The 25232-nt window shown below is 57.3% G+C and carries 20 protein-coding genes and 1 pseudogene; 5 read left to right on the plus strand and 16 right to left on the minus strand.

The window, feature by feature from the left end:
• Nucleotides 1-64 precede the first annotated feature (64 nt).
• From P3R38_RS13805 to P3R38_RS13815, 3 genes are all read right to left on the minus strand, one after another.
• Nucleotides 65-1420, minus strand: a complete 1356-nt coding sequence (locus P3R38_RS13805) for an aminotransferase class I/II-fold pyridoxal phosphate-dependent enzyme (RefSeq protein WP_104881675.1) — start codon at nucleotides 1418-1420, stop codon at nucleotides 65-67.
• Entirely contained in the window at nucleotides 1420-2802 is a 1383-nt protein-coding gene (locus P3R38_RS13810) for a hypothetical protein (protein ID WP_104881674.1), read from the minus strand. The genes P3R38_RS13805 and P3R38_RS13810 overlap by 1 nt, the downstream gene beginning before the upstream one ends.
• A gap of 468 nt (nucleotides 2803-3270) precedes the next feature.
• Nucleotides 3271-4293 (minus strand): zinc-dependent alcohol dehydrogenase family protein, encoded by a 1023-nt coding sequence (locus P3R38_RS13815; protein ID WP_023380878.1) that lies wholly within the window; start codon nucleotides 4291-4293, stop codon nucleotides 3271-3273.
• 205 nt (nucleotides 4294-4498) lie between these two features.
• On the opposite strand from P3R38_RS13815, the gene P3R38_RS13820 reads away from it, so the two are divergent.
• The 3 genes and pseudogenes from P3R38_RS13820 to P3R38_RS13830 form a co-directional block, all read left to right on the plus strand.
• A complete protein-coding gene (locus tag P3R38_RS13820; RefSeq protein ID WP_023380879.1) occupies nucleotides 4499-5413 on the plus strand; it encodes a LysR family transcriptional regulator in 915 nt (304 codons plus the stop codon).
• 150 nt (nucleotides 5414-5563) lie between these two features.
• Nucleotides 5564-6835 (plus strand): integrase arm-type DNA-binding domain-containing protein, encoded by a 1272-nt coding sequence (locus P3R38_RS13825; protein WP_277686261.1) that lies wholly within the window; start codon nucleotides 5564-5566, stop codon nucleotides 6833-6835.
• A 170-nt stretch (nucleotides 6836-7005) separates the two neighbouring features.
• Nucleotides 7006-7353 (plus strand): annotated as a pseudogene (locus P3R38_RS13830) (TIGR03747 family integrating conjugative element membrane protein); the annotation flags it as partial.
• A gap of 371 nt (nucleotides 7354-7724) precedes the next feature.
• On the opposite strand, the gene P3R38_RS13835 reads toward P3R38_RS13830, so the two are convergent.
• The 8 genes from P3R38_RS13835 to P3R38_RS13870 all read right to left on the minus strand — a co-directional run bounded on the left by P3R38_RS13835 (nucleotide 7725) and on the right by P3R38_RS13870 (nucleotide 16423).
• Complete coding sequence (locus P3R38_RS13835; RefSeq protein WP_277686262.1) at nucleotides 7725-9668, minus strand: methyl-accepting chemotaxis protein; 1944 nt, start codon at nucleotides 9666-9668, stop codon at nucleotides 7725-7727.
• 24 nt (nucleotides 9669-9692) lie between these two features.
• Nucleotides 9693-11102: an amino acid permease gene (locus P3R38_RS13840; protein WP_277686263.1), complete on the minus strand. Its 1410-nt coding sequence runs from the start codon at nucleotides 11100-11102 to the stop codon at nucleotides 9693-9695.
• A 63-nt stretch (nucleotides 11103-11165) separates the two neighbouring features.
• A complete protein-coding gene (locus P3R38_RS13845) occupies nucleotides 11166-11513 on the minus strand; it encodes a RidA family protein (protein ID WP_277686264.1) in 348 nt (115 codons plus the stop codon).
• Between the two features lie 41 nt (nucleotides 11514-11554).
• The gene (locus P3R38_RS13850) at nucleotides 11555-12271 is read right to left on the minus strand and encodes an ABC transporter ATP-binding protein (protein ID WP_277686265.1); all 717 of its coding nucleotides are present in this window, start codon (nucleotides 12269-12271) and stop codon (nucleotides 11555-11557) included.
• Nucleotides 12268-13041, minus strand: a complete 774-nt coding sequence (locus P3R38_RS13855) for an ABC transporter ATP-binding protein (RefSeq protein ID WP_277686266.1) — start codon at nucleotides 13039-13041, stop codon at nucleotides 12268-12270. The genes P3R38_RS13850 and P3R38_RS13855 overlap by 4 nt, the downstream gene beginning before the upstream one ends.
• Entirely contained in the window at nucleotides 13038-14285 is a 1248-nt protein-coding gene (locus P3R38_RS13860; protein ID WP_277686267.1) for an ABC transporter ATP-binding protein, read from the minus strand. The genes P3R38_RS13855 and P3R38_RS13860 overlap by 4 nt, the downstream gene beginning before the upstream one ends.
• Nucleotides 14286-14298: 13 nt before the next feature.
• A complete protein-coding gene (locus P3R38_RS13865; RefSeq protein ID WP_277686268.1) occupies nucleotides 14299-15237 on the minus strand; it encodes a branched-chain amino acid ABC transporter permease in 939 nt (312 codons plus the stop codon).
• 130 nt (nucleotides 15238-15367) lie between these two features.
• Complete coding sequence (locus P3R38_RS13870) at nucleotides 15368-16423, minus strand: branched-chain amino acid ABC transporter substrate-binding protein (protein WP_277686269.1); 1056 nt, start codon at nucleotides 16421-16423, stop codon at nucleotides 15368-15370.
• Nucleotides 16424-16881: 458 nt separating this feature from the next.
• On the opposite strand from P3R38_RS13870, the gene P3R38_RS13875 reads away from it, so the two are divergent.
• Together P3R38_RS13875 and P3R38_RS13880 are read left to right on the plus strand one after the other, a co-directional pair.
• Complete coding sequence (locus tag P3R38_RS13875) at nucleotides 16882-17601, plus strand: FadR/GntR family transcriptional regulator (protein WP_277686270.1); 720 nt, start codon at nucleotides 16882-16884, stop codon at nucleotides 17599-17601.
• Between the two features lie 314 nt (nucleotides 17602-17915).
• Entirely contained in the window at nucleotides 17916-18641 is a 726-nt protein-coding gene (locus P3R38_RS13880; RefSeq protein WP_277686271.1) for a FadR/GntR family transcriptional regulator, read from the plus strand.
• A gap of 102 nt (nucleotides 18642-18743) precedes the next feature.
• Here the strand turns inward: P3R38_RS13880 and P3R38_RS13885 are convergent, their stop codons facing one another.
• From P3R38_RS13885 to P3R38_RS13905, 5 genes are all read right to left on the minus strand, one after another.
• Nucleotides 18744-20192, minus strand: coding sequence for an NAD-dependent succinate-semialdehyde dehydrogenase (locus P3R38_RS13885; protein ID WP_277686272.1), 1449 nt, complete (start codon nucleotides 20190-20192; stop codon nucleotides 18744-18746).
• A 65-nt stretch (nucleotides 20193-20257) separates the two neighbouring features.
• Nucleotides 20258-21943, minus strand: coding sequence for a thiamine pyrophosphate-binding protein (locus P3R38_RS13890; RefSeq protein WP_277686273.1), 1686 nt, complete (start codon nucleotides 21941-21943; stop codon nucleotides 20258-20260).
• Between the two features lie 25 nt (nucleotides 21944-21968).
• A complete protein-coding gene (locus P3R38_RS13895) occupies nucleotides 21969-23165 on the minus strand; it encodes an FAD-dependent oxidoreductase (protein ID WP_277686274.1) in 1197 nt (398 codons plus the stop codon).
• A 27-nt stretch (nucleotides 23166-23192) separates the two neighbouring features.
• Nucleotides 23193-24005: an NAD(P)-dependent oxidoreductase gene (locus P3R38_RS13900; RefSeq protein WP_277686275.1), complete on the minus strand. Its 813-nt coding sequence runs from the start codon at nucleotides 24003-24005 to the stop codon at nucleotides 23193-23195.
• 24 nt (nucleotides 24006-24029) lie between these two features.
• Nucleotides 24030-25232 (minus strand): pyridoxal phosphate-dependent aminotransferase, encoded by a 1203-nt coding sequence (locus tag P3R38_RS13905; protein ID WP_277686276.1) that lies wholly within the window; start codon nucleotides 25230-25232, stop codon nucleotides 24030-24032.

Here is a 25232-nt window from a genome sequence, read left to right on the forward strand (position 1 = left end):
ACGGTCACAAAACACTGTTTATACATACAGATCATGGCGACTGGCAAGCGTGACGGATCAGCGGTCAGACCCGATCGGCCTCAGGCCAGCCAGCACAGGACTCCAGAACACGGGCCAAGCGCTGCAGTGCTTCTGCCAGCGCGTGTGGTTGATCAGCCAGCCAGGTCAGCGCGATGTGCTGGCGATACTGCCCCGAGGCGCTGTAGCGCTGCCCGGGCATGACCTGCAATACAGGCCCGGACAAGGCACCGAGCGGCTGCGACCGATGCAGGCGGACCCACAAGGTTCGCCCGCCTTCGGGCATCTTGAACGCCACCAACGCACCCAAGTGCCGCTCGACCAGTTCGCAGAGCAGTTCCATGCGCTGGCGCCATTGCCCTTGCAACAGCGCCAGATTGGCATCGACCTCGCCCTTGGCCAACAGTTGGGCGAGCGCCAACTGGCGCAGTGGCGCCAACAGGAAGCCCCGTTGCGCAATGGCCGGGCAGAGCAACGGGTTGCGGCATAGCACATAGGCATAGGGCGCCTCGGCCCCGACACTGGCCTCCAATGATCCGAGCACCATCAACCAGCACGGGTCGACCCAGTCGCGCAGGCGCGCAGCCGGCGGTGCATCGAAGCAGTGTTCGCTATCGAGATCGTTCTCCAGCAACCACACGGGATGCTGATCGAGCAACTGGGCGATGCGCCGTTGATCGTGCTGTGGCATCAGACGCCCCAGCGGCATCCCCAGGCAGGACGGCATCACCAACATGCGCACCGACTCGCGACCGAGCAAACACGACAAACGCTCCACATCCAGGCTGCCACAGTCGCGCAGAGGCACCTCCAGCACCTGCATGTCGCAACGTTGCAAAACCTGCAGCAGACGCCAGCAGCACGGTGAAGCGACCACTACCGTGGCACCTCGCAGCGACAATGCCTCCAGTACGGTCTCCAACAGCCCCTGCACATCGGAACCCAGGTGAACATCCTCACCGCACCAGTATTGCTGGGAGGACCGGGTGTAACGCTCGGCCAAGGCGTTACGCAGCCGTATGTCGCCGGTGTTCTCCCAGGTGGACGCCGCCCGCTCCCGTTGCCGGGCCAAGCGCCGCTCGTGAGCCAGCAGCACCCGCTCCAATGCCGGGTGTGCAGGCACGGCAGGCCGGCCAAGTGTCATTCCTTGTGACACCTGAACGCCCCGCTGCGGATCGGACTGTACGAAGTACCCCGACTTGGGCACGGACACCACACGCCCTTCATGTTCCAACAAGCTGTAGGCGCTTTGCACGGTAGCCAGCGACACACGTAGCCGCCTGGAGAGATCGCGTAACGAAGGCAAGCGCCGCTCTCCGCTTTGCTGGGCATCGGCGATCAGGGCTTGGAGATAGTGATACACCGTCTGGTAGGCGAACTCGCCCCGTGGCGATCGCACCATCAGGGGGATGCCTTGCACGGCGCTGGAGTCGAATGGGGCTGGCGGCGCAGCAACCGCAATTGCACGTCGCGCCGAGCCAGGGACGTCAGTATCTGCCTGGCTGAGGGCGGTATGCGCCCCTCGTAGATCGCCCTCATCTGCGCCAAGGTCAAGCCGCTGGTATTGACCAACCAGTCTTTGACCGGTTCAGGGCACGGCTTGCCCTGCAAGGCACGATGAAGGTACGGCAAGGCGACCAGCATGTCAGGCTGCCGGCATTGGAGGTAACGCTCCAGATCACGTCCGCGGTGGGCGAATGGGCTGAACAGCGCACAGGTAAGCTGCGCCTGGCTTATGCCATAGGTCTTCGCGAATCGGGCCTGCACCGCCTCATAAGGCCGTAACAGGGAAGACGCATTGGCCAGGCGCAATGACAATCTGGGGGTATCGGGATCGATGCACTGCGCACGCATCTCATGCAAATGCGTGATGGCCAGCGGATCGAGAAACGCTCCGAGCGGCTTGCCATCGAGGTTGGATTCAAAGCGGCACCCGAGCAGTTCATCCAGTGGGTCCGAACCAGGTTGTGACACGCACAGATCATCCACGGCGATGACCCTCAGCATTGCGGGCTCCGACGCCGGTAGCTCTGGATCGCGCGCCGGGTCCAAGGCTGTCCCGGCGACAGCATGCAAGGCACCCAGGCCATCAAGCACCTCAGCCAGGCACTGGGGCATGCCGCGCAGCCCTTGCTCACCTGCTTGGCGCAAGGTCCGCCGGGCCCAGGACAGGTAACGTCGCCGCTGACGCGCAGGCATGGCGGTAAGCACCACGTCCCCGCCTTTCTGCCCGGCCAGGGCCTGGCGCAAGGCATCGGCCAACTCCAGGTGCATACGACTGCCGAGCAGGGCTTCCGGGCGTGCATCGATCATGTGACCGAACAGCAAAAGGGCATTGCGGGCCAGTGTCCAACGCTCGGCCTTGGGCGTTGGGCGACGGCTGAATGGAACCACTTCACCGCCTTCGATCATCTGCAACTGCACCCGGACGTCATCGTGCATGAACAGAGTGTTGAACAAGCGCTCGTGGCTTTCCAGCTTGTGGTTGCCAAGCGCCGGCAGGCATACAACCAGCACCCGCAACCGGAACGTTTCCGGCGCGCGCAGGGCGATGGTCAACTGGGCGGCACGCAACAGGGTCAGCAGGCGGGCACTACCGCGGTCATTGCCCTGCACCACCAACAAACGCAGAGCCCCCATGTATTCCACGCCCCCAGCGGCCACCAGAAGACGCTGAACCAGTAATTGCAAAGATGCACGCTGCGCCTGCGACATGTTGCCCAACACACGCTCGAGCACCTGTTTGTAGATATAGTGCATCGCTTGGTCGTGAATAGCACTCATGCTGTCACCTCATCAACTTTATCCGTTCGCCACGCATGCTGAGAAAATGCATCGACGATTAGAAATTGAAGAAATTTCCTACAACTTATGGAAACAAAGAAGTGACAGATCACTGTCGCCAAGCCATTGAAAAAAAGCCATATCCCTGATGAAGGAGCGCTACCGTGCACTGCTCACCGCCTGGCCAACCCTCGCTCATTCCACGCTCCTTGCGCCAAACTATCACTGCGCCATTATCGAGCGTTGTAAAGTGAATAAAAGATACAGAGAGGGGTAAAAAAACCATTCAGCCCGTGCGTGTACACACAATGCCCATGGCTGCCGGCCAGTTCAACGGCCAACACTTTCCAGAATATTTCCCAGACAATCGGCGCACCTAGAAAGTATGTAGGAAACTTCCTTCGACAACGCCATTAAATGCCCAAAAAAAACCCGGAACGTTGTCCGGGCTTTTCGTATCGCCATTTTTCAAGGCTGCAGCATGTCCAGCGCCACACGGCCGCCGCAAGGGCATTCATCCATCAGGCGATGGGCTTCGACCACTTCACTGAAGGGGTACACCTTGATGTTCAGCGGCTTTACCAACTGGTCCGCGGTGAACTGGTTGATGTCACGCAGCGCACGCTGCAGAGCCACCTGGTCCTGACTGATGCCCAGCTCAGGCTTGCCGGTGAAGTTGCCGATGCAGTGCACGTAGAACTGGATGTTCTTGCGGAACGCCGCGCAAGCCGGGAACGGCGTCTGGTTCCCCCCCTGCAGGCCGTACAGCACCAGGCTGCCACGTGGCGCCAGGACATCGCCCAGCAGCGACATCTGCGGCCCCCCCATGCCATCGAGCACCATGTCGACCCCGCGCCCATCGGTGTACTTGCCCACCTGCATGACCAAGTCCTGCTCCTCGGTGACGATCACCTTGTCGGCACCCAGGCCCAACAGGTATTCACGTTGATCAGGATCCTTGGTGGCGGCGAACACCTTCAGCCCCAGTGCCTTGCCCAATTGCACGAATGCAGGTCCGGCACAATGGCTGGCATCGGTGATCAAGGCGGTTTGCCCGGCCTTGGCCCGGGCCAGGTCGACATAGGCGAAGTAGGCGATCAACAACGGCGTGTAATGCACGCTGGCCTGGATAGGCGTAAGGATGTCCGGGTAACGGGTGATGGCCGTGCGCGGCAGGACAATCACATCGCCGTATACCGGATGCTCGTTGGCGCTGGTGGCAGGGAAGCTGGCAACACGATCGCCGACGGCGATGTCATCGACGCCCTCACCGACTGCAGTCACAACACCCGCCATCTCGTGGCCGATCCCGGCCGGCAAGCGCGCCTGGGACGGCGCAAGGTTCTGCCGCCAAAGCACGTCGTACCAGCTAACGCCGATTGCCTCGACGCGGATCTGCACCTCACCCACAGCAGGGGACGGTTCGGCCTGCTCTTCGCATCGGAGCACATCGGCCGCACCGAACTTGTGGAAACGGATCATGCGGGACATCGCATACCTCGCCTGTTTGAACCTCTATTACCACGGACTTTATCCGGGCTTTTGCCTTTAGACCATCAGTGGCTATTAATAGTCGACATGCCTGTCATTGATTGGGCACCCCACATTCCTGTGCATTGGCCCCCGGAAATCGGTGCAGGTTAACAGCCTTTGGCCTTAAGATTCACCCCTGCCCCACTTTAGGTGAAGCGCACCGATGAATCGAAACGACCTGCGTCGCGTAGACCTCAACCTGCTGATCGTGTTCGAAACGCTGATGCACGAGCGCAGCGTGACCCGTGCCGCCGAGAAACTGTTTCTCGGCCAGCCGGCGATCAGCGCCGCCCTTTCGCGCCTGCGCAACCTGTTCGACGACCCGCTGTTCGTCCGCACTGGCCGCAGCATGGAGCCTTCCGCACGCGCCCACGAAATCTTCGCGCTGCTGTCGCCGGCGCTGGACTCGATTTCCACCGCAGTCAGCCGCGCTGCCGAATTCGACCCGGCCACCAGCAATTCGGTTTTCCGCATCGGCCTGTCCGACGATGCCGAGTTCGCCTTGCTACCGCAATTGCTCAAGCGTATCCGCGCCGAAGCGCCGGGCATCGTCCTGGTAGTACGCCGGGTCAATTACCTGTTGATGCCGACGCTGCTGGCTTCGGGAGAGATCTCGGTGGGTGTGAGCTATACCAACGAGCTCCCCGCCAATGCCAAGCGCAAGGTCCTTCGCCGCAGCAAGCCCAAGCTGCTGCGAGCCGACAGCGTGCCTGGCAGCATCACCCTGGACGATTTCTGCGCACGCCCCCACGCGCTGGTTTCCTTCGCGGGGGATCTGTCGGGCTTCATCGACGAAGCGCTGGAGGAAGTGGGCCGCAAACGCCATGTGGTCCTGGCCGTTCCGCAGTTCAACGGGCTGGGAAGCTTGTTGGCGGGGACCGATATCGTCGCCACCGTGCCGGACTACACCGCCGATGCACTGACCGCAGCCGGCGGGCTCCGGGCCGAAGACCTGCCGTTGGACGTGCGCAGCTTTGAATTGCACATGGCCTGGCGTGGGGCGCAGGACAACGATCCGGCCGAGCGCTGGCTGCGGTCGCGGATTCAGATGTTCTTCGGGGATCCCGATAGCTTGTGAATGAATCCCACTAAGCTCCAAAAAGCCAATAAAAATCAGTATATTATGATTTTATCCGTCCACTACCACCCGTCATATTCCACTCGATTCCGCAGCGCGTGGGGGCATACTTGGGGGCAACCACCGCATTCTGAAAAGTGATGCCCCCAAATGATATCCCCGGAAAAATCACCGATGCTTAGGCGAAAACTCAGCGACGCTTACATTCGCGCTTTGACCGAGCCAGGCAAATACACGGACGGTGAGGTGCCTGGCCTTTACCTAGAGGTCAGGGCATCGCGCAAGAGCGGAAAACCTGTATCCAAGCACTGGCGCTTGAAGTACCGACTGCACGGCAAGGAAAATCGTTACTCGATTGGCGGCTACCCAGAGGTAGGACTAAAGGCTGCCCGAGAATCTGCGCTGAGCGCGCGGCGGGACATTGCCAACTCCATAGCCCCCCTGAAAGCCAAAACTTCCAAAATCGAAGCACTACTACTGAACGAAGCGCGCACGTTCGAATATGTGGCTGAGCAATGGCTCACTTTCAAATCCGGGGATTTGGTCAGCAAATCGCTTGCTGGATTTCGAGGTGCACTGGATAACCATGTCCTCCCAGCGATTGGTAAAAAACCGGTCTCTGATATCAAACTGGAACACATTGGCTCGATCCTCACCACGCTTAGGCGGCGAGGTACCATGGCAATGGCAAAGCGTGTACGCACGATCATTCGGGCTGTGCTAGGTTTTGCTGAAGGGCGCGGTTGGGTAGATCGAAACGTCTCGTTAAGCAATATTGAGGAGCTCAAAGTCCGGCATGTAGTGACTAGCAACCCTGCGATAGAAAAACCTGCCGACCTTGGCAAATTTCTACTCCGGCTGGATGATTGCAGCCTGGGTAGCGTTTCGACAGCGATGCGGCTGCTGGTACTGCTACCGGTCCGCCCTGGAGAACTGGCGACAATGCGCTGGGAAGATGTCGATCTGGTAGGTGCCGATTGGCGCTATATCGTCGGTAAAACCAAGCATCTAGATAAGAGCAAACACATCGTGCCGCTGCCTCAGCAAGCCTTGGCGTTACTGCGAGAACTGTGGACGGATAGGGTAGCGGATGATCAAGGCAAAGGCTGGGTGTTCACCTCCCCCGTTTATCCAGGGCGTCCCATCAATCCGACCTCGATGCTCAAATCGTTCCAACGCATTTGGCCTGAATACAACATTACAGCCCACGGATTCCGCGCCACTTACCGAACCATTGCCCACGAACATCTGGGCATTGATCCGATCGTGCTCGAGCTCTCGCTGTCGCATAGGATGCCGGGCGCCCTAGGTGCCGTCTATGCCCGAGCCCAACTACTTGGCCAGCGTCGAGAAGCGGCGCAGATGTGGGCTGACTATCTCGATCAATTACGGACGAATGCAGTAAAGGACACGGCATACTGAGAGCAGTGGTCAGCGGCAGCCTGTGCCGATTCATTCGGAGCGGGAAATGATATTCGCATCTAGCTTTCGGATCGTAGGAACCGCAGAAATCAAGGGATTCAGTTATCCCTAAAATTGGGAGAGCCTTGATTCTGGACTCATTCAGCATCACTAACATGCCCGTTCAAGCGTACGTCGCTGGGCAGGACTACTTGCTGGCGGCCCTGTTCACGGTCTTCACTTTCGTGGTGCGTTTGACCGTTCTCACTCTGGCCACGCCCCTATTCTTGCTTGCTGTGATTACCGGCGTGGTCGATGGGCTGATGCGCCGCGACCTGCGCAAGTTTGGGGCGGACCGGGAGAGCAGCTTTGTCTACCATCGTGCGAAGCGGACGTTGCGGCCGCTGATGGTGGGCCCTTGGGTAATCTATCTGTCACTGCCTTGGTCGCTGAATCCGAACTGGATATTGCTCCCATGTGCTGCACTGCTTGGCTGGATGGTGGGAGTCACAGTTACAACGTTCAAAAAATATCTTTGAATGGCTTCAATCGCCTCAGAGCCAAAACTACCGCACTTTATACTCAAGCCCTGGGTTACTGGCGATGCCATGGTGAACGCCCCCCTGAATAATCGGAGCACAACCTCAGGCATCAAAAAGCGGCTTTGAATGTGGGGTTCATGGATCGCTTACCCCTCAATCTGGTCCTATAAGAGCTCAAATAATGAATGAGGATCACGGAGGAACTTTCACCCACAAGATTACGTCCATGCTAGGCGCACAGGAAGAATGCTCCGTATCTTACGATACAGAGCATTTTCTTAAAGGGCCGGACAGATTGCTAGCTTTTCACGCTGCCTGATCAAGCCTATATTTTACGACGATCCTAAGCTGAATCCATTACTACGCCATCAAGTTCTGAATCGCTGCACCAATCGATCAAGCTCTGCAGAAAGACCAGCAAGGTCATGAGAATCCCGGCGTGCTGCATCAGCAAGCTCAGCGACACTCTGTGCATCGCCATGAATTGCGTTTATATGCCGGCTGATGTCTTCAGCTACTTGATGTTGTTCTTCTGCGGCCGTGGCGATCTGTGTGTTCATGTCGCGGATGACCTCCACTGACTCCCGAATAAGCCCGAAACTATTACGTGCCAACCCGATTCGACTGACTGATTGCTGTGAGATCTCCAGACTGGCAAGCATTTTCTCTGAAACTTCTGCGGTGCGCAAACCCAAGTTGGCCAATAAACCATCAATCTCAGAGGTCGAGTCAGCCGTACGCTTGGCCAATGCGCGGACCTCGTCCGCGACAACAGCGAAACCGCGCCCTTGCTCACCCGCCCGGGCTGCCTCAATGGCGGCGTTTAGGGCCAGTAAGTTAGTTTGTTCCGCGATAGAGCGAATGGTGCTGAGGATCGACTGGATGTCATGGCTGTCGCGCTCCAGTTGCCTTATCGATTGAGCGGATTGATTAATCTCTTGGCTCAGCAGATCTACGCTATGTACGGCATCGTCGATTTGCTGCTGTCCTTCCCGAGCCTGTCGCAGGCCGCTATCTGCCGAGCTTGCGGCTAGATTGCAGGAACGAGCGACCTCACTAGCGGTGGCTACCATTTCATGGAATGCTGTAGACACCATATCCACAGCCTCACGCTGACGACTAGCTGCTTCAGCCATATCACCGGACACTTGGATAGACCTGTTTGAGGTGCTCAGAACCTTCCCTGCAACCATGCCGATATGCTGAATCAACTCCCGAATCGCGCCAAGAAACTGGTTAAACCAACTGGCTAACTGGGCGGTTTCATCGCGACCTCGGATTTCCAAGCTGCGTGTGAGGTCGCCCTCCCCTTGAGCGATGTTTTCGAGGCCATTGCTGACGGTGTTAATCGGCCGCACGATCAGTTTGGCGAAGGCCGCGCCAATAAGAGCAAACACAAAAGTCAGACCTAATACCACGGCACCGATCAACCACGTCAGCCTCGTCGAACTCTGCATGACTTCATCTTCTCGGATCAGACCTATGAAGGTCCAACCAAGTCGATCATCAGGGTAAACGTTGGCCATGTAGTTTTCACCGTTGACTATTACTCGAAGCACGCCTCGGCCTGCTTTGGCCAACTCCGCGTAACCGCCTCCCAAGCTGCTCAACCGTTTGAAGCTATGGCCTGGTTCACGAGGGTCGACGAGTACATTGCCATTGTTCTCTACCAGCATCAGATAGCCACTGTCGCCCAGCTTTATTTTGCTGAAAATCTCAGTTAACCCATTGAGCGTTACGTCAATGTTGACTACACCACCTGCCTTATCAAGACGATTTTCTACTGCACGTACGGTACTGATTAGCACTTGGCCGTCCGCGGCACCAGGATAGGCATGAGTTCGTATGGTCTTTCCCGGATTTGCCATTGCCAGTTGATACCACGGGCGTACCCGCGGGTCGTAGCTGACTAATTTCTGTCCTGGAGGCCAAGCGAAGATCCCACCATCACTGGATGCATAAGAAATGTAAGTATAATCAGAATGTGACTTCCCCAACGTATCGAAAAGTTTGTGCAGTTTTTCTTCATGCTCGCTCAACACTAAAACCGGAGTAGTGGCCATATACTTGCCCAACTCATGACCTGTACCGACTATAAGGTCATGAGCAGCAAGAAATTCAACGTTGTTCGAAATCCCGCTAAAGAAAATCGTCATGGATCTACTGATCTGTCTGATTTCCCGTGTACTGCCATCAATGAAAGCATCACGCGCCTCATTACGCAGATTAACAACGATCCATGAGGCGACAATTACAACGGGGATACAGGCGATGACTGCAAATGCCAGCGTCAATTTTTGTTTTATATTCATCAGCATTTCCACGACCAGCGGAGATCAGGCAACCCTGCTCACAGGGACAGAGTTGTGCCCTGCTACATTCTGGCCAAAACGTTGGCGAATGAAGTAGACCATTACGATGAAGCCTGTCACCCCAGCCGTGAGCAGCGTCTCATAGCGGTAGGCGTCAGTTAACAACATATACCCCAGGACAGTTAAGATCGTGCCGATCACTAGCCAAGTCAGCCAGGGGAACATCCACATTTTGAAATCAAGGACAGTTCCATCACGATCAGCGCGAGCGCGCATGCGTAGTTGCGATATGGCGATCACGAGATAGACCAAAAGCGCAATAGCACCGGTGGTCGAGAGCAAAAATCCGAATACTTTCCCTGGGAAAAAGTAGTTAACAATGCATCCGCCGAAACCTGCGAATGTCGAGAGAACCACTGCAACTGTCGGCACTCCGTTTCCTGAAATTCGCTTGGTTACTCCCAACGCTTCGCCCCTCACCCCGAGCGAATACAACATGCGTGACGCGGTATACATACCTGAGTTCATGCAACTAGTGACCGACACCAATACCACGATGTCCACCACGAGCTTCGCGCCTGGAACATTCAACACCTCCAAAACCCGCTGGAAAGAGCCTACAGTCGTCAGACTCGGGTCATTCCACGGCACGAGCGAGATCACGAGGAATATCGAAACTAGGTAGAAGAGCGCAATCCGGTATACGACAAGATTGGTCGAGCGCCGGATTTTTTCTTTTGGGTTGGACGTTTCCTCAGCAGCAATCGTGACGACCTCCGCCCCGAAGAAGGAGAAGATGGTAATCAATACACCGCCGAGAACTGCTCCCCAACCGTTTGGTACAAACCCGCCATTGGCCCATAGGTGACTTACACCAGAGGCCTCGGCTAATGGCCAAACCCCAAACACGGCGGTAGTACCAATGGCGATGAACGCCAAGATTGCCACTACTTTTATCAGAGCAAACCAGAATTCAAACGCACCGAAATTCTTCACGCTAACCAGGTTGCTGCCTGCCAGCCCCCCCATAATCAGGAAAGCAAACAGCCAGGAAGGCACGCTGGGAAACCAGGCGTGGAGGATATCTGCGCCAGCAATGGCCTCGACCGGAATGATCAGTACCCAGAACCACCAGTAAAGCCAGCCAATGGTGAAGCCAGCCCAGGGTCCGATGGCCTCGCCTGCATAGGTAGAAAACGAGCCACTGTTGGGGTTTGCCACGGCCATCTCGCCCAGCATGCGCATCACCAGCAACACCAACAAACCGGTCATGGCATAGGAGATGAGGATGGCCGGTCCCGCAGAGGCGATAGCGTTGGAAGAGCCGATGAACAGACCAGCACCGATGATACCGGCGATGGAAATCATGGACACTTGGCGCGAGGTCAGGCCATGTTGCAGGGAACGCTTTTTTTCTTGTTGGAGCGACGTCATCTGTAACCTTCAATCAACTTCACCGTCGCATGGGCGACGGCGAGACTAAGCAATGAATGCCCTTCAAGCAGCGGCAGTAATAATGATTTCAACCAACATGCCGGACTTGGCCATGCGCGCCTGCCCGGTAGAACGCACAGGGGCATGTGCCTTCACCACCCAGGCGTCCCACACACTGTTCACTTCTTCAAAGTCGCGGAGGTCGTCCAGCCAGAGGATGGCGCTGAGGATCTTGGTCTTGTCGGTGCCGGCCAACGCCAACAGATGATCGATCTTCGCCAGTACCTCTCGGGTCTGCTCCGCTGCAGACTCACCTGGCGTGCCCACCTGCCCGGTCAGGTACACCACACCGTTATGCTTGACAGCATGGTGAACCCGCGTATCGAACTCATACCGCTGAATGTTGCTCATTGCGCACGCTCTCCCAATAAGATGTAAGTCCCACATAGTCATCACTCCCCAAGATAGGCACGCTGGACCTGCTGGTCGTGGAGCAAGTCTTGGCACGCCCCCGTCAGGGCTATGCGCCCAGAGTCAATGACATAAGCGCGGTCACAGGTTTGTAGTGCCAGGCGGGCGTTCTGCTCTACCAGCAGCAAGGTCACGCCACCCTTCACTACCTCGCGGATGGTCTCGAAGATTTTCTGCACAATGATCGGCGCCAATCCCATGGACGGCTCGTCCAGCAGCAGCAACTTTGGCTTGCCCATTAGTGCACGGGAGATCGCGAGCATTTGCTGCTCGCCACCAGACATGGTGCCCGCCAACTGGAACGCGCGCTCTTTCAGGCGCGGGAAGATGCCGTACATGCGCTCGATATCGGCACCGATGGCATGCTTACCATCACACCGAGAAAACGCACCCATCTCCAAATTCTCGTGCACCGTCAGTTTGGGGAAGATGCCGCGCCCTTCTGGCACCAGTGCAAGTCCCTCGCGGATCAGGTTGAAGCCCTTGATCGCCGCATGCGCCTTGCCGTCAAAGGTGATTTTCCCGCCACTTGGGGTCAGCAAGCCGGCCAGAGTTTTCAGAGTCGTGGTCTTGCCCGCACCGTTGGCGCCGATCAAGGCGACCATCTCGCCTACGCCCACTTGCAGGTCGATACCCTTGATTGCTTGGATCGCACCGTAGGCAACCTTGAGGTCGTTCACTTCGAGAATGTTCTTCATGCCTCAGCCTCCGCACCGAGGTACGCCTCGATGACCTTGGGGTCTTTCTGCACGTCGGCGGGCAGGCCGTCGGCAATCTTTCGGCCAAATTCGAGTACCGTGACGTGGTCGCACAGGCCCATGACGAGCTTTACGTCGTGCTCGATCAGCAGCACTGTCTTGCCATCCGCCTGCATCTTGCACATCAGCTTGCGCAGGCCTTCGGTTTCCGAGGCGTTCATGCCAGCTGCCGGCTCGTCGAGGGCGATCAGCTTGGGCTCGGTTGCCAGGGCGCGGGCAATTTCCAGACGGCGCTGGTCTCCATACGAAAGGTTGCGTGCCAGCTCGCCACCCAGATGGCCAATGCCGACATACTCAAGCCAATAACGCGCAGCCTGGCGGATCTCCCGTTCTTCGCGGACACAAGCCGCAGTGCGTAGGATCGCCCCGAACACCCCGCTGTGTGTGCGCACATGGCGACCAATCATCACGTTCTCCAGGGCCGTCATGTTGTGGAACAGGCGGATGTTCTGGAAGGTCCGCGATATGCCGGCTTCCACCACCTTGTCCGGCTTACTGATGCGTAACGGCTTGCCATCGAAAATCACCCGCCCTTGCTCAGCCTGGTAAAGCCCCGTTAGCACGTTAAATAGAGTGGTTTTGCCGGCGCCATTTGGGCCCAGCAGACCGCGGATCTCACCCCGGCGAATAGTGAGATCGATGCCATGAAGGGCCTGAAGACCACCGAAGAACTTACTGACTTGGTGAAGTTCAAGAAGAACGTTGCTCATACCTTGCCCCCCTCTTTAACCGGGTGCTCAAAAGACGCTTGCGTGGCTGGAGCATGAACCACGGTATTCAAGGCAGTTGCTGGGGTTTCAAGCTCTGGATCACCCTCTTGAAGCTCAGCTCGACGCCTGTCCGATGGCCATAGGCCCTCAGGGCGAAAGCGCATCACCAGAATCAGCGCGAAACCGAACACCAGCATGCGCAGGGTCGAGGCATCCAGCACGTTGCGCAGGATGTCGCGACTAATGAAGGTAACGTTGTCCATCACCCAGGGCTGAATCCAGTTGACCAGGTCACGGAACAGTTCGGGCATCACCGACAAGATCAAGGCCCCCAGCACCACGCCACGGATCGAACCCATGCCGCCGAGCACCACCATAGCCAGGACCATGATCGACTCCATCAAGGTGAACGACTCAGGACTGACGAAGCCCTGGTAGCTGGAGAACAGCACACCGGACACGCCACCGAAAGTCGCACCCATGGCGAAGGCCAGCAACTTGAGGTTGCGCTTGTTCAGGCCCATGGCCTCAGCTGCCACCTCGTCCTCGCGCAGGGCCATCCAGGCTCGCCCGATGCGCGACACCTCCAGGCGTTTGGACAGCACGATGCAGAGGATGACGATGAACAGGAAGAACAAGTAGTAGCTAATCACCGGCGACACGTTAAGGCCAAACAGACTCCAGCTTTGCTGCAGCGACAGCACCGGTATGGCACCCTCGCCAGGCGCGTGCGCCCATGGCCCGAAATCTACGTGAAGTGGGGTAATGTTGCTGATGCCCTGGGGGCCGTTGGTAAGGTTTACCGGCTGGTCCAGGTTGTTCATGAAGATACGGATGATCTCGCCGAAGCCAAGAGTGACGATTGCCAGGTAGTCGCCGCGCAGCTTCAGCACCGGTGCGCCTATCAGCACGCCACAGAAGGCTGCGACTACCGCGGCCAGCGGAATAATCACCCACAGCGGCCAGTCCATCACCCCACTGGCGAGGCCCGCCATGTTCAGGTGGGGCGAGGCCAGCAAGGCGTACAGGTAGGCACCGATGGCGTAGAAGCCGATGTAACCCATGTCGAGCAGGCCGGCGTAGCCGATAACGATATTTAGACCCAGCGCCAACAGCACGTAGAGCATGGCGAAGCCAAGAATGCGCACCCAGGTCGGGCCGAGCATGGGAATGGCTTCGACCAGGAACGGCAATGCGATGAAGCCGAGGATCAGCAACAGGTATTGGGTTTTGAGACTTTTCATGGTTGCCACGCCCTCACGCCCGGTCGGCCTGGCGTTCGCCAAGAAGGCCATTGGGCCGGAACAGAAGCACCAGGATCAGCACCGCGAAGGCGAAGATGTCCTGGTAGTTGGCGCCCAGGAAGCCGCCGGTGAGCTGCCCGGTATAACCCGCAGCCAGCGACTCAATCAACCCCAGCAGCAGGCCGCCAGCCATGGCCCCGAACAGGTTGCCGATGCCACCGAGCACTGCCGCCGAGAACGCCTTGAGACCCAGCAGCAACCCCATGTAGGCGTCGGCCTGGCCGTAGTTGATAGCGCGCATCACCCCGGCGATCGCACCCAGGCTGGCACCGATCAGGAACGTCGCGGAGATTACCCTGTTGATGTTGATACCCATCAATCCGGCCACCTCCTGATTCTGTGCAGTCGCGCGCATGGCCTTGCCCACGCGGGTCTTGTCGACCAGCAGCCAGAGGCCGAACATGATCACCACGGCAATCACCATGATCGACATCTGCACGTTGGTCATGGTCGCGCCGAATACCTCGACAGGCTGGACCTCGACCACTTCCGGAAAGGTCTTGTAGCCACGACCCCAAATCATCATCGCCAGGTTCTGCAGGGCGATGGAGATACCGATGGCGAGAATCAGCGGGGTCAGGCGCGGCGCCTTGCGTAGCGGCCGGTAGGCAAATTTTTCCATGCCTTGGGCCAGCAGCATGCACACCACCGCCGCGGCCATGATCGCCAACAGAAGGGTGACGATGCCTGGGGCGAAACCGGCACCGGCGAGCATTGTCAGTACGGAAATGGTCACCATCGCACCTACCATCACCACCTCGCCATGGGCGAAGTTGATCAGGCCGATGATGCCGTAGACCATGGTGTAGCCCAGGGCTACTAGAGCGTAGATGCTGCCCAGTACCAGGCCGTTGAGGACCTGTTGCAACAAGATATCGAAATTACCGTCCACGAGCTGAATCCTCGAAACTGCGTTGTCGTCGGCGCGCATCGGCATTGCGCTACGCACTGACTGGCCTGGCAGGTGGGAAAAGTCTTCTTGTTATGTGGCGGGCCTGAGCCCGCTTGTTATAGTGTGGAACTCAGTCGCGCTCGACAGACAAGGTCTTCCAACCACCGTCGGCGAACTGGAACACTGTCGCCGCCGGGTTCTTCAGGTTGCCCTTGTCATCGAAGGCGATGGTGCCAGTCACGCCTTCGTAGCTCTGGTTCTTGAGCACCGGCAGGTACACTTTCGGGTCATCCGAACCGGCCTTGACCATGGCGTTGATCGCCGCCCAAGTAGCGTCGTAGGCAGCCGGTGAGGACTGCACCACACCGACGCCGAACTTGTCCTTGAGCTTCTGCTCGAAGGCCGCGCCCTTGGGCATATCCAGCAGCGGTGTGCCATAGTTCCAGGCGTAGGTGCCCTCGGCTGCGCTGCCCGCCATCTGCTTGAACGAGTCGTTAGGCAGGTTGCCGATGTTCATGAAGCGCGCCTTCAGGCCCAGGTTCTTCATCTGCTTGGCCATCGGTGCGGCCTGATAGTCAAGGGCGGCGAAGAACACCGCATCGGCCTTCTGAGCCTTGGCGGTGGTGAGGATGGCGTTGAAGTCAGTGGACTTATCGTTGGTGTACTCACGCACCACCACATTGCCACCAGCGGTCTTGACCGCCTTGGTCACTTCATCGGCCAGGCCCTGGCCATAGGCGGTGCGGTCGTCGAAGATGGCAATGCGCTGGGCCTTGAGTTGGGTCACCAGATAATTGCCGGCGTAGCGCCCAAGGGTGGCGTCGTCGTTGACCACGCGGAACACCGACGGGATGCCTTGTTGGGTCAGGGTCGGGTTAGTAGCCGAGGGCGAGATCTGCGGGATGCCGGCTGCGGCGTAGATCTTCGAGGCGGGGATGCTGGTGCCCGAGTTGTAGTGACCGATCACCACCGCCACTTTCGAGTCCACCAGACGTTGCGCGACTGCGGTGCCGGTGCGCGGGTCGGCCACATCATCCTCGGAAACCAATTTGAACTCAGCGACCTTGTCACCGATTTTCAGCTGCTGCTGATTGGCCTCATCAATCGCAATCTGCACACCATGCTCAACGTCCTGCCCCTGGTGAGCCGATGGTCCGGTCAGAGGACCGGCGAAGCCAATTTTCACGACCTGGCTATCCGCCGCCTGCGTCGCACCCATAGTCATTGCCAAAGTAACCGCAGTCGTGAGGACGGTCAGCCCACGCACTTTGTTGTTTTTCTGCATTTCTGGTGCTCCCAGTAGTGGTCGTATCAACATCGGGACACAGAGCAAGCGGGTGAGGAGCTAGAAAGCAATACGAGCACCTCGCCATCGCTCACCACACGCATTGGCGAAAACGACAATGCACTTGTAAGATAACAGTCAGCAGCTAACTGTCAATAGGGCTATGATTAGGTCGCGAGCATGGGCTGACGAGTTACGACGCTATCAAGTCGAGAAGGAGGAAATGAATCAGCAGAGATTTGTCGCGAAAACCCGCAAATTAGCGCGATTCGAGCTTTACCCCCGAGGAAGAAGTGACCAGAAACCAGTCAGAAATGAGCAATTGGTGATGAGACCAGCAACATGAGGAGAAAAACGTTATGAATGTTTCGTCAGGTACACGTCGCGCCAATTTGGCCGAAACCGTGATCCAGGAACTAACGACCCGGATCGACAATGGCACGTGGGGACCCGGGGAAAAGCTCCCGTCCGAACAAGAGCTCTGCAGAGAGTTCAGCGTTAGTCGGCCAGTGGTAAGGGAAGCAGTAGCCTCGCTGAGACTGGGTGGTCGCTTGCTGGCTCGCCAGGGGGTAGGGGTTTTTGTCGTTGAACAAGATGTGAAAAAAATCGGATTCGCAATCGACAGTGTCGTCGACGATGTGAGAGCTGCCGCTCAGATTCTAGAGTTACGCCTAGGCATCGAAAGCGAGTCAGTAGCTCGCGCGGCAGAACGCCGCAGCCCTGCCAGCTTAGCGCTGATCACTGAAGCATTTGATCGATTCAATGCTCTTGAAGATGCCTCGCTGGAAGAAGAGGCGAACGCCGATTTCCAGTTCCATCTCGCGATCGCTCGTGCCACGAACAATCCTCACTTCACTGAGCTACTAGAAGCCTTGGGACCAGAAATCATCCTGGACCTGAATATCAAGCACAGGCAGGTTCATGAAAAAAACAGGCAATCTCATATCCGCAAGATCGCCCGAGAGCATGGGGCAATCCTTTCAGCGATTAGCATGGGGGACGTCGTAGGTGCGCGTACAGCAGTACGCAAGCACCTTGATGAAAGCCTTTCCCGCTACCAGCGGCTGCTAGATAGCTAAGCTGCGACTAAAGGGTTACCGATGAGCTGCTGCCTGGTCAAACCAGCTTCAGTGTAACGATGCGGACGAACTCGCTTACGTCGGCAAAATCTTTTGAGACCTGCCACAGGGAAATCGCATCAACCGTTTGGCGGCCTCATGAAGGTTCTGCGTTCCGAGTGTCGCTGTAATAGGCATGCTAGAGGTGCTGGAGCCCGATTGGCATGGTCATCCTAATTTCCAACCCGATTGATCAGTTATTTGATAACATACAAGCATAATATCATTCCGTAATTTTTTGACCGTGACACCCAAGCTTTTGTGGAGACTCATCAATGGATGCATCTATCAACACTCGGAGGGGTAACCTCGCAGAATCTGTTATCCGCGAGCTGTCAAATCGCATCGACTCTGGAATTTATGGGCCTGGGGAGAAGCTTCCATCCGAGCAAGCCCTTTGCAAAGAATTCAACGTCAGCCGACCTGTTATACGCGAGGCTGTAGCGTCGCTGCGCTTGGGAGGCCGCCTCATCGCTCGCCAGGGCGTCGGTGTTTTTGTTGTAGAGCAAGATGTTAAGCGAATAGGGTTTGCCATCAGCAGCATCGTTGATGACGTTCGCGCTGCTGCGCACGTGCTGGAATTGCGCCTTGGCATCGAGACGGAGTCTGTAGCCCGTGCAGCCGAACGACGCACCCCTGCCAGCCTAGCGATGATCACCGAAGCTTTCGACCGCTTCAACGCCCTGGATGGGTCAAATCTCGAAGAAGAAGCAAAGGCGGACTTCGAATTCCACCTGGCTATTGCCAAAGCCACCAACAACCCGCACTTCCCTCAGCTGCTCGAGGCACTAGGCCCAGATATCATCCTGGATCTCAATCTCAAGCACAGTCAGGTTGGCGGAAAAAATCGTCTAGCGCACATCAAGAAGATTGGGCGCGAACATGGTGCCATCCTATCGGCGATCACCATGGGTGACGTAACAGGTGCACGAAATGCATTGCGCAAGCACCTTGAGGAAAGTCTTTCTCGCTATCAACGACTTTTGGCCGAAAGCAATTAATTGCTCCGCCATTGTGCAAGACCTCCAAGCGCTTCAGTCCAAACCGACGCATAGCCGACCTGGCGCAGCAATCGGTTTGAATCTGAAGTGGGAGGCAGGCGATCAAAGCCCGAGGCAGACGTACTTGATCTCGAGATAGTCCTCGATGCCGTAACGAGAACCTTCACGTCCAAGCCCGGAAGACTTCACCCCGCCGAAGGGGGCAACTTCGGTAGCTACCACCCCGACGTTCACTCCAACCATGCCGTACTCGAGCGCCTCCGAGACTCGCCAGATCCGCCCAACGTCTCTGGCGTAGAGATAGCACGCCAGGCCAAATTCCGTATTGTTGGCCTCAGCAATCACCTCCTCCTCCGTAGTGAAGCGGAAGATAGGTGCAACCGGGCCAAAGATCTCTTCCCGAGCTACGCGCATTTGCGGTTTTACATCGGCCAAAAGGGTCGGCTCGAAGAACGCCTCGCCCAGTGGATGACGGCGTCCACCGGTGACTACGCGAGCACCCGCCTCAACAGCCTCGGCGACCATTTGCTCCACACCTGTCGCTGCGCGGCCATCAATCATCGGCCCCACCTGAGTGCCAGGCTGGTCGCCCTTCCCTACTACCAGTTCCTTGACACGCTCAGCGAAGCGCTCAACGAAGCGATCATAAATTCCATCCTGGATGTAGAAGCGATTGGCGCACACACATGTTTGGCCGCTGTTACGGAATTTCGCGATCAACGCCCCTTCTACCGCTTTTTCCATATCAGCGTCGTCGAAGACAATGAAGGGCGCGTTGCCGCCAAGCTCCATTGTCACCTTCTTCACCGTCGCCGCGGATTGCTGCAACAGCTGGATCCCGATCGGCGTAGAACCGGTGAACGACAACTTTCGCACGATAGGGCTTGCTGTAATCTCGCCACCAATGGCCGCCGAATCACCTGTAACAACGCTTAGCACACCCGCAGGAATACCTGCGCGCTCGGCCAGCACACACAGCGCCAAGGCACTGAAAGGGGTTTGCGATGCTGGCTTGAGCACCAGGGTGCAGCCAGCTGCTAATGCTGGTGCAGCTTTGCGAGTGATCATCGCGGCCGGGAAATTCCATGGCGTGATTGCTGCACACACGCCGATAGGCTCCTTGGTCACGAGCAGTCGACGATCACCGCTTGGTGAAGGGATCACGTCTCCATATATCCGCTTCCCTTCCTCGGCATAGAACTCGACGTAAGACGCAGCGAAAGCGATCTCACCACGAGACTCCGCTAGCGGCTTACCCTGCTCAGCGGTCATGATCTGAGCGAGATCTTCCTGGTGGTTCATGATTTCGCGGAACCAAGCCTGCAAGCGAGCGGCCCGCTCTTTAGCGGTCAGCGCACGCCATGCAGGTAGTGCCCGTTCGGCGGCTTCGATGGCACGACGTGTCTCAGCCGCGCCCATTCGAGGGACGGAACCTAACATTTCGCCAGTGGCGGGATTGATTACATTGATGCGCTGGCCGCTATCTGCCGGCACCCAATCACCGTTGATGTAGCAAACTTCACGCAGCAAACCAGAATCGGCAAGTTTCATGTCGATTAGCTCGTTCGAAGAAAGAAAAAAGTGGGGCCGGTACCGCGCCCCACTTGAGGTGAACCTTATTTGGAGGCCAGAGCCTTTTCGCGGATTTGACTGAGCGTCATCCGAGGCGTCAGCGCTTCGGGGTCGACCTGCACTTCGATCAGTGCGGGTTTACCCGAAGCCTCGCAGCGCACAAACGCAGCAGCAAAGTCTTCGGTACGAGTGACCGTCTCCCCGTGCAGGCCGAACGCACGAGCCAGGGCTGCGAAGTCAGGGTTATGCAGTTCCGTACCGGAGACCCGGCCTGGATAGCTACGCTCTTGGTGCATCCGAATGGTGCCGTACATCCCGTTGTTCACGACAATTACAATCAGACGAGCGTCATAATGCGCAGCGGTCGCCAGCTCCTGGCCGTTCATGAGGAAACATCCATCACCCGCAAAAGCAACGACCGTGCGCTCCGGGTACGTCAGCTTCGCCGCGACTGCCGCAGGAACGCCATAGCCCATCGACCCATTGGTGGGACCGAGCAAGGTACGGAAGGTCCGGTGTTGATAACCACGGTGCACCCATCCGGTGTAGTTACCCGCACCGCAGGTCAGAATGCTGTCGATTGGCAGTGACTTGTTCAGCCAAGAGATGACTTCGCTCATCTGCACATCGCCCGGCGAACGAGGTGTTTCAAAGTTACCGCGATAGCCACGATTCAAACTGCTGACCCAGTCGGTGAAAGCATCAGGTTGGACTGGGGGCAGGTCGGCAGCCTGACTCAAGAAACTTGCGGGACCTGCGTTGATCCCCAGAGTAGGCTGATAGACACGGCCGATTTCTTCCGCACTTGGGTGTACGTGAATCAGAGTCTGCTTAGGAACTGGAATGTCCACCAACGCATATCCGCCGGTGGTCATTTCGCCCAGGCGCGCACCGATCACGATCAGCAGATCAGACTGCTTGACGGCGTCGACGAGTACCGGGCCAGCAGCCAACCCCATATCCCCTGCATAGTGCGGATCGGTATTGTCAAACAGGTCCTGGCAGCGAAACGAAGCAGCCAATGGCAGATTCTGCTTTTGCACGAACTGCTGGAGGTCTGCTACAGCATCAGAATTCCAAGCACCACCGCCGGCAATTACCAGCGGTTTCTTGGCCTTCGCCAGCAGCGTCTGCAGCTCGGTCATTTGGCTTGGAGCAGGCGCGGCTTCCACACGCTGCGCTGGCCGTGCGTCAGGCACATCTACCAAATCGGTCAACATGTCTTCAGGCAGCGCCACGACAACCGGACCTGGGCGGCCACTAATTGCACGCTGGAAAGCCTGGTTTACCAGCTCTGGGATCCGAGCAGCGTCGTCGATCTGGACAACCCACTTGGCCATCTGGCCGAACATCCGGCGGTAATCAACTTCCTGGAAAGCTTCGCGCTCAATCTGGTCCCGGGCGACCTGGCCGATAAAGAGGATCATCGGCGTTGAGTCTTGGAAAGCAGTATGCACGCCCACCGAAGCGTTGGTCGCACCTGGCCCGCGGGTAACCATGCAGATCCCAGGCTTACCTGTGAGTTTGCCGTAGGCCTCCGCCATGTAAGACGCACCACCTTCTTGACGGCAGACGATCAGTTGAATCTCGTCTTTCACGTCATGAAGAGCATCTAACACATCGAGGTAGCTCTCACCTGGTACGCAGAACGCGCGGTCTACGCCGTTGACTCGCAGTGCATCGACCAATACTTGCCCGCCGCTGCGCTTGCCTTTGGATGGATTATTCATTGTGTTGTACTCCTCAGGCCTGGGGTCAAATGACCGAGTCTTCCAGGAATGGCTTGTTGTCGATCACGCGCTGATAGGACAGCGCACTGAGGTCCAGCGAGCGGTAACCGCCGTAAGTGATCAGCTCGGACAGGCCGCGACCGATAGCTGGTGCTTGCTGCAGACCGTGGCCGCTGAAACCGTTGCAGAACAGGAAATTACTTACTTCGTTATGTGGACCCACAATGGCGTTGTGGTCCAGCACGCAAAAGTCGTAATGACCGGCCCAGTAGTTGACGACTTTGATGCCCTCGAAAGCCGGCACGCGCTCCGCCAGAATTGGCCAAACCTCCTCGTCGAACTCGTCGTGTAGGACTTCAAAGTCTTCGAAATCCACCTCCGGATCGTTCTTGGGATAGGTGCCACCGAGGTAGAATTTGCCCTCGGGCCGGAAGAAGACGCCAGTTGGATCGATCGTCAGCGGCACAGTACCTTCTAGAGGCGTGCGGCAATCGAACACAAACAGCGAACGCCGACGTGGCTCGACTGGAATGTCCAGGCCTGCCATACGCGCGACTTTGGTACCGCGAGTACCGGCACAGTTGACCAGCAGTCCACAACCGATGCGTTCACCGCTTGCCAGCTGTACGCCGGTAATGCGATCGCCTTCGCGCTGAATGCTAGCGACCTCGTTTTCGATGTACTCGATACCCATCGAGCGGGCTTTACGGCGGAATCCGTTGAGCATGCCCAGGCTATCGAACCAGCCTTCACCGCTTTGGCCATAACTCGCGCCCGCCAAGCCCTCGGTGTTTACCCAGGGGAATTTGCGCTTCAGGTGTTCTGGGTCCAGAAGATGGACGTCGGCACCGTGAGAGACCTGGGTATCGTGCAGACGCTGCAGCACTTCATAACCACGGCTGTCACCCAAGAACAGGTAGCCATTTTCATGGAAGGCCAAATCTGGACGGTCGCCATCTACTTCCATCACATCAGGGAAGTTGCGAACGAATTCAGCACCGAACTTGGAAATCTCGATATTGATCGGGTTGGAAAACTGCTGACGAATCGAGCTGCTCGAAAGAGCGGTCGCCGATTTGTTGTAGGTCCAGTCTCGCTCAATCACCAGCACCGAACCCTTGAAGTCTGGGTTATTGGCCAGAAAATAGGCGGTGGAGCTACCGTTGACCGCGCCGCCAACGATCACCACATCGTAGTTCTGTTGTTTTGCTGTGGAAGCCATGGAATAAGCTCTCTCGTGATGTGGGGGTTACTTGGGGTCTTCGAAATGCCCAGCCCCGGCGAAGTTGCCGCCGTGATATCTGGCCGAGGGCTCGTTAGGATCCAGGGGCGGATGCTCCGCAAATACTTTCTCGCGGTAATCGTCGGCGCTGTCTTTAGGTACATAGCCAATCGAGGAAGCCATGCGGTTGTCCCACAAAGACTCGCGGTTATTCGACATGCCGTAGACCACCATGTGGCGCACGCGCGGAGCCAGCAGAGAGCGCTCAGTCAGCTGGGCAAAATCGTCAAATGACAGCCAGGTAGCGAGCATTCGACGATCGAGAGGCTCAGGGAACGAGGAGCCGATTCGAAGGTTCACCGATTCGATCCCAAACTTGTCCCAGTAGTACCGACCCAGATCCTCGGCAAAGCACTTACTTACGCCATAGAGGCTGTCAGGCCGGTGTGGAACACCGGCGTCGATAGTCTCGGTACGGTCGTAAAAGCCAATTGCGTGGTTCGAGCTGGTGTACACTACTCGTTTGACGCCATTGCGTCGTGCAGCCTCGTAAATGTTGTAGGTACCTACGATGTTGCCGTTGAGAATGGCTTCGAAAGTGTTCTCAACTGGTACACCGCCAGCATGGACGATGGCGTCCACGCCTTCAGTCAGCGGCAATACATCGTCAAAGTTACCCAGGTCGCAGCGAATCAATTCCTCATGCGGAGCGGCCTGCCCCATGTCGGCGATATCGGTCAGACGCAGCTCATCTGCAAAGGCTGCAAGATGCTTGCGAAGGACGCTACCCAGGCGCCCTGCGGCGCCGGTGATCAGCAGTCGTTTGAACGGCTTGCTCATGTCTTACCTCGAATCAATCAGTGTTCAGACCAGTGCAGCGAAAGCTTCACGCAACTGACCCAGGGCCTGCTCCAGCTCCTGCTGGGACGTGGCAAAGGAAAGACGTACGTATGGCTCCAGCCCGAAGGCTGATCCAGGCACAGTCGCGACCTTGCCAACTCGCAGCAGATAGGCAGAAAGATCCGCATCGTTTGCGATGACCTGGCCATCTGGCGTGTGCTTACCGATGAACGCAGCGACATTCGGGAACGCATAGAACGCGCCTTCGGGCATCTGCAAAGACAACCCATCAATCTCTGCGAGACCTCGCACGACCAGCGCTCCGCGAGCTTGATACTCACGATTTGCTTCGCGGACAAAGTCCTGAGGACCATTAAGCGCGGCTGCTGCAGCCAGCTGCGAAATTACCGATGGGCACGTGGTGGTCTGCGACTGGGTCTTGTTCATCGCAACGATCAATTCTTTCGAACCGGCGGCGTAACCCAAGCGATATCCAGTCATGGCATAGGCTTTCGAAACGCCGTTGATCAGCAGCGTACGCTCGCGCAACTGCGGACACGCGACGACGAAGGACACAAACGGCTTGTCACCCAGAACAATGTGTTCATAGATCTCATCAGAGATCACCAAAACATGCGGGTGACGCTCCAGTACGGCACCGAGCGCGGCAAACTCTTCCCGGGTGTAGATGGCACCACAAGGATTGTTTGGCGAGTTCAACATCAACCAACGTGTGCGAGGCGTGATTGCTGCCTCCAGACGCTCAGGGTCCAGCTTGAAACCGTATTCTGCCCCGCAAGGGATAACCTTTGGGACCCCGCCATTGAGCATGGCCATATCGGTGTAGGACACCCAGTACGGCGCTGGTGTGATCACCTCATCTCCAGGCTCCAACGTGGCCAGGAAAGCATTGAACAGAAGCTGCTTGGCACCGTTGCCAACACAGATTTCATCCAACCCATATTTGAGGCCATTTTCCCGCTCGAACTTATCTACGATAGCCTGGCGCAATTCTTCCAGACCGTTCGGGGCGGTGTAGTGGTTATTGCCAGCCAGCATGGCTTGGTGAGCGGCTTCGATGACGTGAGCCGGCACATTAAAATCGGGCTCACCCAAACTCAGGTTGATCACCGGCTCGCCTTTGGCAAGCATCTGTTTGGCAAGAACCGACACAGCCATGCTCGGTGAGCTTTTGACCGCGCGAACGCGGCTGCTTTGAATTTCCAT

This window comes from Pseudomonas sp. NyZ480 (assembly GCF_029537255.1).
Classification (GTDB): domain Bacteria; phylum Pseudomonadota; class Gammaproteobacteria; order Pseudomonadales; family Pseudomonadaceae; genus Aquipseudomonas; species Aquipseudomonas taiwanensis.

Excerpts from the sequence above, each read along its gene's own strand:
- P3R38_RS13815 (WP_023380878.1), bottom strand. The coding sequence starts at position 4,293 with ATGTCCCGCATGATCCGTTTCCACAAGTTCGGTGCGGCCGATGTGCTC.
- P3R38_RS13825 (WP_277686261.1), top strand. The coding sequence starts at position 5,564 with ATGATATCCCCGGAAAAATCACCGATGCTTAGGCGAAAACTCAGCGAC.
- P3R38_RS13810 (WP_104881674.1), bottom strand. The coding sequence starts at position 2,802 with ATGAGTGCTATTCACGACCAAGCGATGCACTATATCTACAAACAGGTG.
- P3R38_RS13820 (WP_023380879.1), top strand. The coding sequence starts at position 4,499 with ATGAATCGAAACGACCTGCGTCGCGTAGACCTCAACCTGCTGATCGTG.
- P3R38_RS13835 (WP_277686262.1), bottom strand. The coding sequence starts at position 9,668 with ATGAATATAAAACAAAAATTGACGCTGGCATTTGCAGTCATCGCCTGT.
- P3R38_RS13840 (WP_277686263.1), bottom strand. The coding sequence starts at position 11,102 with ATGACGTCGCTCCAACAAGAAAAAAAGCGTTCCCTGCAACATGGCCTG.
- P3R38_RS13805 (WP_104881675.1), bottom strand. The coding sequence starts at position 1,420 with ATGGTGCGATCGCCACGGGGCGAGTTCGCCTACCAGACGGTGTATCAC.
- P3R38_RS13845 (WP_277686264.1), bottom strand. The coding sequence starts at position 11,513 with ATGAGCAACATTCAGCGGTATGAGTTCGATACGCGGGTTCACCATGCT.
- P3R38_RS13905 (WP_277686276.1), bottom strand. The coding sequence starts at position 25,232 with ATGGAAATTCAAAGCAGCCGCGTTCGCGCGGTCAAAAGCTCACCGAGC.
- P3R38_RS13855 (WP_277686266.1), bottom strand. The coding sequence starts at position 13,041 with ATGAGCAACGTTCTTCTTGAACTTCACCAAGTCAGTAAGTTCTTCGGT.
- P3R38_RS13875 (WP_277686270.1), top strand. The coding sequence starts at position 16,882 with ATGAATGTTTCGTCAGGTACACGTCGCGCCAATTTGGCCGAAACCGTG.
- P3R38_RS13850 (WP_277686265.1), bottom strand. The coding sequence starts at position 12,271 with ATGAAGAACATTCTCGAAGTGAACGACCTCAAGGTTGCCTACGGTGCG.
- P3R38_RS13880 (WP_277686271.1), top strand. The coding sequence starts at position 17,916 with ATGGATGCATCTATCAACACTCGGAGGGGTAACCTCGCAGAATCTGTT.
- P3R38_RS13900 (WP_277686275.1), bottom strand. The coding sequence starts at position 24,005 with ATGAGCAAGCCGTTCAAACGACTGCTGATCACCGGCGCCGCAGGGCGC.
- P3R38_RS13860 (WP_277686267.1), bottom strand. The coding sequence starts at position 14,285 with ATGAAAAGTCTCAAAACCCAATACCTGTTGCTGATCCTCGGCTTCATC.
- P3R38_RS13885 (WP_277686272.1), bottom strand. The coding sequence starts at position 20,192 with ATGAAACTTGCCGATTCTGGTTTGCTGCGTGAAGTTTGCTACATCAAC.
- P3R38_RS13895 (WP_277686274.1), bottom strand. The coding sequence starts at position 23,165 with ATGGCTTCCACAGCAAAACAACAGAACTACGATGTGGTGATCGTTGGC.
- P3R38_RS13890 (WP_277686273.1), bottom strand. The coding sequence starts at position 21,943 with ATGAATAATCCATCCAAAGGCAAGCGCAGCGGCGGGCAAGTATTGGTC.